Source organism: Mesorhizobium sp. M7A.F.Ca.CA.003.01.2.1, from assembly GCF_003998945.1.
GTDB classification, from domain to species: Bacteria; Pseudomonadota; Alphaproteobacteria; order Rhizobiales; family Rhizobiaceae; genus Mesorhizobium; species Mesorhizobium ciceri.
Genome location: NZ_RZRA01000116.1, coordinates 1 through 8,529, shown reverse-complemented (window position 1 = coordinate 8,529; position 8,529 = coordinate 1). Strand labels below are relative to the sequence as shown.

General features: G+C 64.0%; 8 protein-coding genes. 3 read left to right on the top strand and 5 right to left on the bottom strand.

Annotated elements, in window-relative coordinates:
- The 4 genes from EN969_RS07490 to EN969_RS07475 all read right to left on the bottom strand — a co-directional run.
- Positions 1 to 1,295 (bottom strand): di-heme oxidoredictase family protein (locus tag EN969_RS07490; protein WP_127419052.1); only part of this gene is annotated, 1,295 nt, incomplete at its 3' end.
- A gap of 12 nt (positions 1,296 to 1,307) precedes the next feature.
- Entirely contained in the window at positions 1,308 to 1,793 is a 486-nt protein-coding gene (bfr, locus tag EN969_RS07485) for a bacterioferritin (protein WP_013527914.1), read from the bottom strand.
- Positions 1,759 to 2,070, bottom strand: a complete 312-nt coding sequence (locus EN969_RS07480; RefSeq protein WP_013527915.1) for a (2Fe-2S)-binding protein — start codon at positions 2,068 to 2,070, stop codon at positions 1,759 to 1,761. Before EN969_RS07480 ends, bfr begins: the two co-directional genes overlap by 35 nt.
- 112 nt (positions 2,071 to 2,182) lie before the next feature.
- The gene (locus tag EN969_RS07475; RefSeq protein WP_063170455.1) at positions 2,183 to 3,472 is read right to left on the bottom strand and encodes an imelysin family protein; all 1,290 of its coding nucleotides are present in this window, start codon (positions 3,470 to 3,472) and stop codon (positions 2,183 to 2,185) included.
- Between the two features lie 433 nt (positions 3,473 to 3,905).
- Here EN969_RS07475 and EN969_RS07470 point away from each other — a divergent pair, with 433 nt between their 5' ends.
- Complete coding sequence (locus EN969_RS07470; RefSeq protein WP_063169984.1) at positions 3,906 to 5,159, top strand: FAD-dependent oxidoreductase; 1,254 nt, start codon at positions 3,906 to 3,908, stop codon at positions 5,157 to 5,159.
- Positions 5,160 to 5,189: 30 nt separating this feature from the next.
- On the opposite strand, the gene EN969_RS07465 is transcribed toward EN969_RS07470, so the two are convergent.
- Positions 5,190 to 6,467, bottom strand: coding sequence for a 4-aminobutyrate--2-oxoglutarate transaminase (locus EN969_RS07465; protein WP_013527918.1), 1,278 nt, complete (start codon positions 6,465 to 6,467; stop codon positions 5,190 to 5,192).
- 244 nt (positions 6,468 to 6,711) lie between these two features.
- Here EN969_RS07465 and EN969_RS07460 point away from each other — a divergent pair, with 244 nt between their 5' ends.
- Both EN969_RS07460 and EN969_RS07455 read left to right on the top strand, forming a co-directional pair.
- Positions 6,712 to 7,851: an efflux RND transporter periplasmic adaptor subunit gene (locus EN969_RS07460; protein WP_063169983.1), complete on the top strand. Its 1,140-nt coding sequence runs from the start codon at positions 6,712 to 6,714 to the stop codon at positions 7,849 to 7,851.
- The coding region (locus EN969_RS07455; protein ID WP_127419051.1) for an efflux RND transporter periplasmic adaptor subunit at positions 7,848 to 8,529 on the top strand (682 nt) is incomplete at its 3' end. The genes EN969_RS07460 and EN969_RS07455, both read left to right, overlap by 4 nt.

Here is an 8,529-nt window from a genome sequence, read left to right as displayed (position 1 = left end):
TTATTGGGCGTATCGCGGCGCGTGACGAATTTCGGCGTATGGCAGGCAATGCAGCCGATCTCGTAGAATGTCTTTTTGCCCGCGAGCACGTCCGGCCGGTCGAGGTCCCGGCGCGACGGCACGGCCAGGTTCTGCGAATAGAAGGTGACGAGATCCATCACCGGCGGCGGCGCCTCGACCGGGCCAAGACGCTGCTGCACGCCGTTCGGCATGGCGAGGCATTTTGCCTCCGCAGCAGTGCAATCGCCCCAATGCCTCGGCTCTTCGAGCGTCGAGATGCCGATGTCGCCGGCAAAGGCATCCGCCGCCTGCTGGCGGATCGACGCGGTCTGCGCCTTCCAGCCGAAGCGGCCGAGCGTCAGTTCCCCGTTCAGGCTATCGCGCACGATGTTCGGCCTGCCGGAAATGCCGTCGCCGTCCCTGTCGTCCGGATCGGCTTGGGCGAGAATATCAGACGGCGCGATCTGTTCGATCAGGCCCAGGCCGATCATCGGCGGGGTCAGGCGCGGCGACAGTGTGGTGCGTGGGTCAAGCGGCCCGTAGCCAAGGCCGTCAACCGAATAGCTCGGCTTGCGCAAGGAGATCACAGCGCCGTCCGTCAGCTCTACCTTACGTTCCTGATAGTCGATATGCATCCTGCCTTCACCGGGCAGGCCGGGTACGGCGAGCTCCTGCAATTGCCTGCCGTAGACCGGGTCGGGGAAGTTGAGCACCTCATGGTCGGCAAGCGCCGCCTTCTCTTCCACGCTGCTGGCGTCGCGGGCCAGCCGCAGGAACATCGACGTGGTGCCGGCGTCGCCTTGCGGCGGGCGGCCGCGGCCGTCCTTCAGATGACAGTTCTGGCAGGCACGTTCGTTGAACAGCGGGCCGAGCCCGTCCGACGCCTGCGTCGAGGATGGCGACGAGACCCAGTTCTTGCGGAAAAGGGCATTGCCAAGCTTGAAGTCGCCCTGTTCCTCGAAGGTGAGGTTGGCCGAGGATTGCGAGAAGGAATCGCGGCTGACGTCCTTTCGGGACGTGCCGGCGCCACCTTGCATCAGTTCGAACGGCTCTGGCCTGGAAAAATCCGTGGTCGGCCTGGTGACGGCGATGGCGCGCGCCTGATCCTTCGCATTGAGGTCGGTGCGCGTGGTAGCGAAGCCGGCCGGCTGAAGATCACCCGCCATCGCCGAAGAGGTAAGCGCCAACACGAGCATGACACAGCGCCGACGCGCCAATCCGGCTGGCGTCTTCTCAGGGGGCGGCGAGCCATTGGCCCGCCGCGAGCGGCGCACGAATTCTAGCAGGCGCCGCATTCCCGCATGCCCTTACTCCGCCTCGTCTGCCGATGCGGCGTTGAGCTGGCCGTATTTCTCCTCGCCGATCGAGGCAAGCAGGTCGAGCTGCGTCTCAAGAAAGTCGATGTGACCCTCCTCGTCGGCCAGCAATTCCTCGAACAGCTTCATCGTCACGTAGTCGCCGGCGTCGTTGCAGATTTCGCGCGAACGCTTGTAGGCGGTACGTGCGTCATATTCTCCGGCAAGGTCGGATTCGAGCACTTCCTTGACGTTCTGCCCGATGCGCAGCGGCGCCACGGACTGCAGGTTCGGATGGCCTTCGAGGAAGATGATGCGGGCGACGAGCTTGTCGGCATGGTGCATCTCCTCGATCGATTCCGCCCGCTCCTTCTTTGCCAGCTTCGCGTATCCCCAGTCCTCAAGCAGACGGAAATGCACCCAGTACTGATTGACGGCCCCAAGCTCCAGAAAAAGGGCCTCGTTAAGCCGCTCGATGATCTGCGGATCGCCTTTCATGAATTCTGCTCCCGTATTGGATGCGCAGGCCTCTGACGCGATCCAGGTGTGAAACGACATCCACGCCGCTCGCCTCCGAGCGGGCGTGGTAGTTTTCGGTGACCCGAATGATCGTTTCCACCACATTTGGGAAGCAGCCGCAACAGCGACCGCGCTTTTGCATTGCATGATAGATCTTCGCCGGCACGATCAACTGCCAGGGATCCTGGTCCAGCAGCCCGACGATCGTCTGCTCGATCTCCTTCTCGGTGATGATGTTGCAATGACAAATCAGCATTGGCTTGCTCGGCTGGCTGACGGCGTCTCCCGCGCCGTGTGGCTTGATCTTCTGGCGGAGGCCGTTCCAAAGCCGGTTGTCCGGCTCCGGGTCAGTCTCCGTCGTTTACCCCTTACTTGAACACCTTGTCCGGCGCGTCGAGGCTGTCGGACCCTTCGAAGGCGATGGTGCTGAGCTTCAGGGAGCCGACGGCGCGCTCAATCGACTTGGTCTGATCGATCAGCGCATCGATCGCCGCCTGGACGGTGGCATTGCCCTCAATGTTGCCCTCGGCGATCTGCTGGTCATAGGCCTCGCCGGCCAGTGCACGCGCCTTGATCGCCTCCATCTTGGCGACCGAAACATCGAGCTTGTCAGACAGTTCCTTGTCGATCGCCGGGTCGGCCGCCTTCACCATATCGGCCACCGAAGGACCCGAAACGATGGTGCCGTCGAGACGCGTGTAGCTCGCATGATAGGCCGCGCGAATGCCGATGGCGTCGTAGAGATGCGAATTGTAGGTGTTGTCGGAGAAGCAATCGTGCTCCTCTTCCGGATCATGCAGCAGTAGGCCGAGCTTCATGCGCTCGCCGGCCAGTTCGCCGTAGGACAGCGAGCCCATGCCGGTGAAGATCGTCGAGATCGCCGTGTTCGGCTCGCCATCGACAAGAGCCTTGCGGGCGGCGCCGTCTTCCTTCCAGTTGCCGACCATCTCCTGAAGATCCGAAACCAGAAGGTCGCTGGCCGATTTCAGATACTCGGCGCGGCGGTCGCAATTACCGCCGGTGCAGTTCTTGAGGTCGTAGTCGGTGTCGGGGCGCTCGCCGGCACCCGGGCCGGTGCCATGCAGGTCCTGGCCCCAGAGCAGGAATTCGATGGCGTGATAGCCGGTGGCGACATTGGCCTCGATGCCGCCGGCTCCCTGCAGCGTGCCGGAGAGGAATTCCGGCGAAAGCTTCGATGCATCGACCTTCTTGCCGTTGATCTCGATCTCCTTGTTGGCGATCACATTGGCCGTGTAGAGCGCGTTCGCGTCCGATTCGGTGCCGTAGCTCTTGGCGACATAGTCGATCAAGCCTTCATCCAGCGGCCAGGAATTCACCTTGCCTTCCCAGTCGTCGACGATCTTGTTGCCGAAGCGGTAGACTTCGGTCTGCTGGTAGGGAACGCGCGATGCCTTCCAGGCGTCACGGGCAGCGTTGAGGGTTTCCACCGATGGCGTGGCGAGCAGCGCGTCGACCGCCTTGTCGAGCGCCTGCGCGGTGGTCAGCGAATCTTCGTATTTCGCGAGCGCGATGTCGGAATAGGTCTTGATGACCGCCTTTACATCGGTTTCCGCCTTTGCCGGCAACACGAATACCGCCGCCGTCAGCAGGGCAGTGGCGCCGATCGCCGCAAGCCTGCTGCCATATCGTGCTGTCATGATCACTCTCCAGTTTCTCGGAAATTCTGTAAACGGCGCGCGCAGCAACCGGCGCCAGGCCATCTGCGGGCCATTGGGCGCAAGAGATGCCGCGCCATCGCGCGGTTCGCGGAAGAAAGACACCAAAATGCCTCCAATCGAAAGGGTTCAAGGCCCAGACATTAAAGGGATGCGCTGACGCGCGAGCTTCCATAAAGCTGCGACACCGTCGGATGTCAATGACAATCCGCAAGAAAAGTCAATCGAAACAACAGTTTAGAATTATTCTAAACTGCGACTGTCAACTTTATGCATTTTCCTGCACCGGTCTTGCCGCTGAACTGTGCGATTGACAGCCGCCATCCCGGATGCGACCCGCAAAAGCTCGCTTGCAGCGGTGCCAGACAATTGCCATCTGGCGGAACATCCTAGGGTAGAATCGGGATTGAGTGCGATGAAGAACGGTGTGGTCATTGTCGGCGCGGGCCATGCGGGCGTGCAAGCGGCCGCAAGTCTGCGCGAGGACGGTTATGACGGACCGGTAATCCTCGTCGGAGATGAGGACGAACTGCCCTACCACAAGCCGCCGCTGTCGAAGACCTTCATCAAGGATGCCGAGGCCAAGCCACAACCCTTGCGCGGCGAGGCCTTTTACACCGGCAGCGCCATCGACTACCGGCCTGGCGTCAGGATCGATCGCATCGATGCCGGACGCCGCAGTTTGGATATTGCCGGCGGTGGTGCGCTTGCCTTCGACCACCTGATCCTGGCGACAGGCTCGCGCCCGCGCACGCTGCCGCTGCCCGGTGCCGATCTGTCCGGGGTGCTGTCGCTGCGCTCGCTGGCCGATGCGCGGCTGATTCGCGACCTCAGCGCGCAAACCGACGAAGTCGTCATCCTCGGCGGCGGTTTCATCGGGCTGGAGATCGCAGCCACGTTGAGGGCCGCCGGCCGCACGGTGACAGTGGTCGAGGCGGTGGACCGGCTGCTCGGCCGCGCCGTGGCGCCGGTGGTGGCGAGCCACGTCCGGCAACGGCTGGAAGCGACGGGCGTGCGCATCCTCACCGGCACCTCGATCGCCGGGCTCGAAGGCGAAAACGGTCATGTCGTGGCCGCGATCACCTCGTCAGGCGAAAGACTGCCGGCGCGCATGGTCATTGTCGGCATTGGTGCCGTGCCGAATGTCGAACTGGCACAGGAAGCTGGCCTCGGCATCGCCAACGGCATCCGCGTCGATCACCAGATGCGGACTTCGGTGCCGGAGATTCTCGCTATTGGCGATGCTGCCTCTTACCGTCACTGGTTCACCGGCGGCGACGTGCGGCTGGAATCGGTGCAGAATGCCACCGACCAGGCGCGGCTTGCCGCGCGCACGATATCAGGCCATGCCGACGCCTATTCTGCGGTGCCATGGTTCTGGTCCGACATCGGCGACATGAAGCTGCAGATGGTCGGCCTGACCGCCGGCGGCGACAGCCATGTCGTGCTGGGCGGCCTTCCCGACAACAAATTCTCGATCTACCACTATGCCGGCGACCGGCTGCTCGGCATCGAATCGGTCAACCGTCCGGGCGACCATATGCTTGGCCGCAAGATGTTGGGCGCCGGCTTCTCGCCGACGCCGCAGACGGTGGCCGCTGGCCCCGAGGGGCTGAAAGCGGCACTGGCTGCTTTCCTCGAGAATGAGCCCGCCAGAGCGGCGGGATAATTCCGTCCCTCAGGCGCGGCACCTTACTGATCAGGCGGCGCAGACTTCGCGGATCGAGCTTTCCAGAATGTCGAGTGCTTCGTTCATGACTTCGTCCTGGATGGTGATCGGCGCCAGGAAGCGGATGACGTTGCCGTAGACGCCGCAGGTCAACAGGATCAGGCCCTTGTCGAGCGCCTTCAACCGGATCGCATTGGCGATCTCGGCTGAGGGCAGGCCCTTCTTGACGTCGTTGAACTCGACCGCGTTCATGAAGCCGAGACCTCTGATGTCGACGATCTCGGGCACGTCGTCGCGGATCGACTGCAGCCGCTGTTTCAGCCTTGCGCCCAGCGTATTGGCGCGGTCGCACAGCTTTTCATCCTCGATCACGTCGAGCACGGCGTGCGCCGCGGCAACGCCGATCGGACTGCCGCCATAGGTGCCGCCGAGCCCGCCGGGGCCGGGCGCATCCATGATTTCGGCGCGGCCGGTGACCGCCGCCAGAGGAAAGCCGCCGGCCAGGCTCTTGGCCATGGTGGTGATGTCGGCGGCCACCTCATGGTGATCCATAGCAAACATCTTGCCGGTGCGGGCAAAGCCGGTCTGCACTTCGTCGGCGATCAGCAGCATGCCGTGCTGGTCGCAAAGCTTGCGCAGCGCAACCAGGAAATCCCGCGGCGCGTCGTAGAAGCCGCCCTCGCCCTGAACCGGCTCGATGATGATGGCGGCGACGCGCGCCGGATCCACATCGGCCTTGAACAACCGGTCGAGCGCCGCCAGCGAGTCGGCGACCGAGACACCGTGCAGCGGCACAGGAAACGGCGCATGGTAGACATCGCCCGGCATGGCGCCGAAGCCGACCTTGTAAGGCACGACCTTGCCGGTCAGCGCCATGCCCATGAAGGTGCGGCCATGGAAGCCGCCGGCGAAGGCAATGACCGCCTGACGGCCGGTGGCATTGCGGGCGATCTTGATGGCGTTCTCGACAGCCTCGGCCCCGGTGGTGACGAAGATCGTCTTCTTCTCGAACTTGCCGGGCAGCATGCCGTTCAGCCGTTCGGCCAGGCGCACATAGCTCTCATAGGGCACCACCTGGTGGCAGGTGTGGGTGAAGCGGTCGAGCTGTGCCTTGACCGCCTCGATCACCCTGGGATGGCGATGCCCGGTGTTGACGACGGCGATGCCCGACGAGAAATCGATATAGCGACGCCCCTCGACATCCCAGATTTCCGAATTCTCAGCCCGGTCGGCATAAATCTGCGTGGTCATGCCGACGCCGCGGGAAATCGATTGGTTCTTGCGTTCGGAAATGGCTGAATTCTTCATCGTATCCCTCACCGGGCCGGCGCCCGTCCTGTTTGATGCCGTTGAGATGTCTTCTGACCTTATTTCACGTTTTCCTCAAGTCGGCACCACCGGCAGGCGATTGGGCCTGCGGTGGGCAGATCCCGGCGCTTAGCCAGTCGGGCGATACACGTACGAGACCGGTTTCCTTTTCCCGGGGATCGACTATCCTCTGGATGGCCGCGAGGCACCGCGATCAGCGAGCGGCCCGCGGTCGGGAGAGCCCATGAGCAGGAACGTGACTTCGCCCGTCTCGCAGCCATCGGTCAAAGCTCCCGGTCTTTTGTCTTTTCCAGCCGCCCCGGCGCTTTTCGCCTGCACGGCGGCGCTGCTTCTGGCCGGCTGTCAGAAGCAGGAAGCGGCGGACAAGAAACTGCAGATCATGGTGCGCACCGAAACGGTGGCGATGGCCGACTATGCGCCAAGGACTTCGCTGACCGGGGTGATCGCGGCGCGTACGCTGAACAATCTGTCGTTCCGGGTCGGCGGTCGCGTCGCCGAACGGTTTGTCGATGTCGGCCAGCATGTCGATCAAGGCACGGTGCTCGCCCGCATCGACCCGCAGGAGCAGGAATCCGACCTGCGCTCGGCGCAGGCCGATCTTGATGCAGCCAAGGCGCAACTGACCCAGTCCGTTGCCGCCTTCGAGCGGCAGAAAACGCTGCTGGCGCAGGGCTTCACCACCAGGCGCGACTATGACGCCGCGGACCAGGCCCTGAAGGTGGCACAAGGCAGCGTCGAAGCCGCGCAGAGCGCTTTCTCCAACGCCCAGCAAAACCTGTCCTTCACCGAGCTCAAGGCCGGTGCCGCCGGCGTGATCACCGCCCGCCAAGTCGAAACCGGCCAAGTGGTGCAAGCCGCGCAAACCGTCTTCACCGTCGCCGAGGACGGCGACCGCGACGCGGTGTTCAACGTGCAGGAGACGCTGATCGCCAAGACACCGGCATCGCCTGCGGTGACGATCACGCTGTTGTCCGATCCGCAGGTCAGGGCAACGGGCAAGGTCCGCGAAATCTCGCCTGCGGTCGACCCGGCTTCGGGCTCGATCCGGGTCAAGGTCGCCATTCCCGACACGCCCGCCGGCATGCCGCTGGGAGCAGCCGTCATCGGCTCGGTAAGCGCCAAGCCGGCGAAGGCGATCCTGCTGCCCTGGCAGGCGCTGACGTCCAGCGGCGGCAAGCCGGCGGTCTGGATCGTCGATCCCTCGACCAAGGCGGTGACGATGGCGCCGGTCGAAGTGCTGGCGTTCAATTCGGGCACGGTCGTGATCGCCAGGGGACTGGACGAAGGCCAGAGCGTCGTCACCGCTGGAGGACAGCTGCTCAGCCCTGGACAGACGATCGAGATATCGGGAGCGGGCCAATGAGCCGGACGCCGCGCATCCTGCTCGGCGTGCTCATGCTCGGCGCGCTGGCATCCTGCTCCAGGTCGGAGGAAAAGCCGCCCGAGATCATCCGGCCGGTGCTGTCGATGGTGATCGAGCCGCGCACCACGCAAGTCTTCGGTTTTGCCGGATCCGTCGAACCGCAGGTCAGCGCCGATCTGGCCTTCCGTCTGCTTGGCCGGGTCGTCTCGCGCGACGTCCAGGTCGGCGACATCGTCAGCAAGGGCACGACGATAGCGGCACTCGATCCGACCGCGCTGGAGTTGTCGCTCCAGGCGGCCAAGGCGGAACTGTCCAATGCCGAGGCGCAGTTCGCCAACGCCGCCGCCAGCGAGGAACGGCAGCGCCAGTTACTCGCCTCGGCCAACGCCACGCAAGCTGTCTTCGACGCCGCGCAGCAGGCGCGCAAAGCTGCGGAGGCAGGTGTCGAGCGGGCCAAGGCCTCGCTTGCCAAATCGCAGGAACAGCTCGGCTATGCCAGGCTGTTCTCTGATTTCGACGGTGTCGTCACCGCTGTCGGCGCCGAAGTTGGCCAGACGGTCTCGCCCGGCCAGACGGTCGTCACCGTGGCGCGCTCGGACCTGCGCGAGGCGGTGGTCGACATTCCCGACCAATTGACCGGTGATCTCGCGGCCGGCACGCCCTTCCAGGTCATCCTGC

Excerpts from the sequence above, each read along its gene's own strand:
- EN969_RS07460 (WP_063169983.1), top strand. The coding sequence starts at position 6,712 with ATGAGCAGGAACGTGACTTCGCCCGTCTCGCAGCCATCGGTCAAAGCT.
- EN969_RS07470 (WP_063169984.1), top strand. The coding sequence starts at position 3,906 with ATGAAGAACGGTGTGGTCATTGTCGGCGCGGGCCATGCGGGCGTGCAA.
- EN969_RS07475 (WP_063170455.1), bottom strand. The coding sequence starts at position 3,472 with ATGACAGCACGATATGGCAGCAGGCTTGCGGCGATCGGCGCCACTGCC.
- EN969_RS07465 (WP_013527918.1), bottom strand. The coding sequence starts at position 6,467 with ATGAAGAATTCAGCCATTTCCGAACGCAAGAACCAATCGATTTCCCGC.
- EN969_RS07480 (WP_013527915.1), bottom strand. The coding sequence starts at position 2,070 with ATGCTGATTTGTCATTGCAACATCATCACCGAGAAGGAGATCGAGCAG.
- bfr (WP_013527914.1), bottom strand. The coding sequence starts at position 1,793 with ATGAAAGGCGATCCGCAGATCATCGAGCGGCTTAACGAGGCCCTTTTT.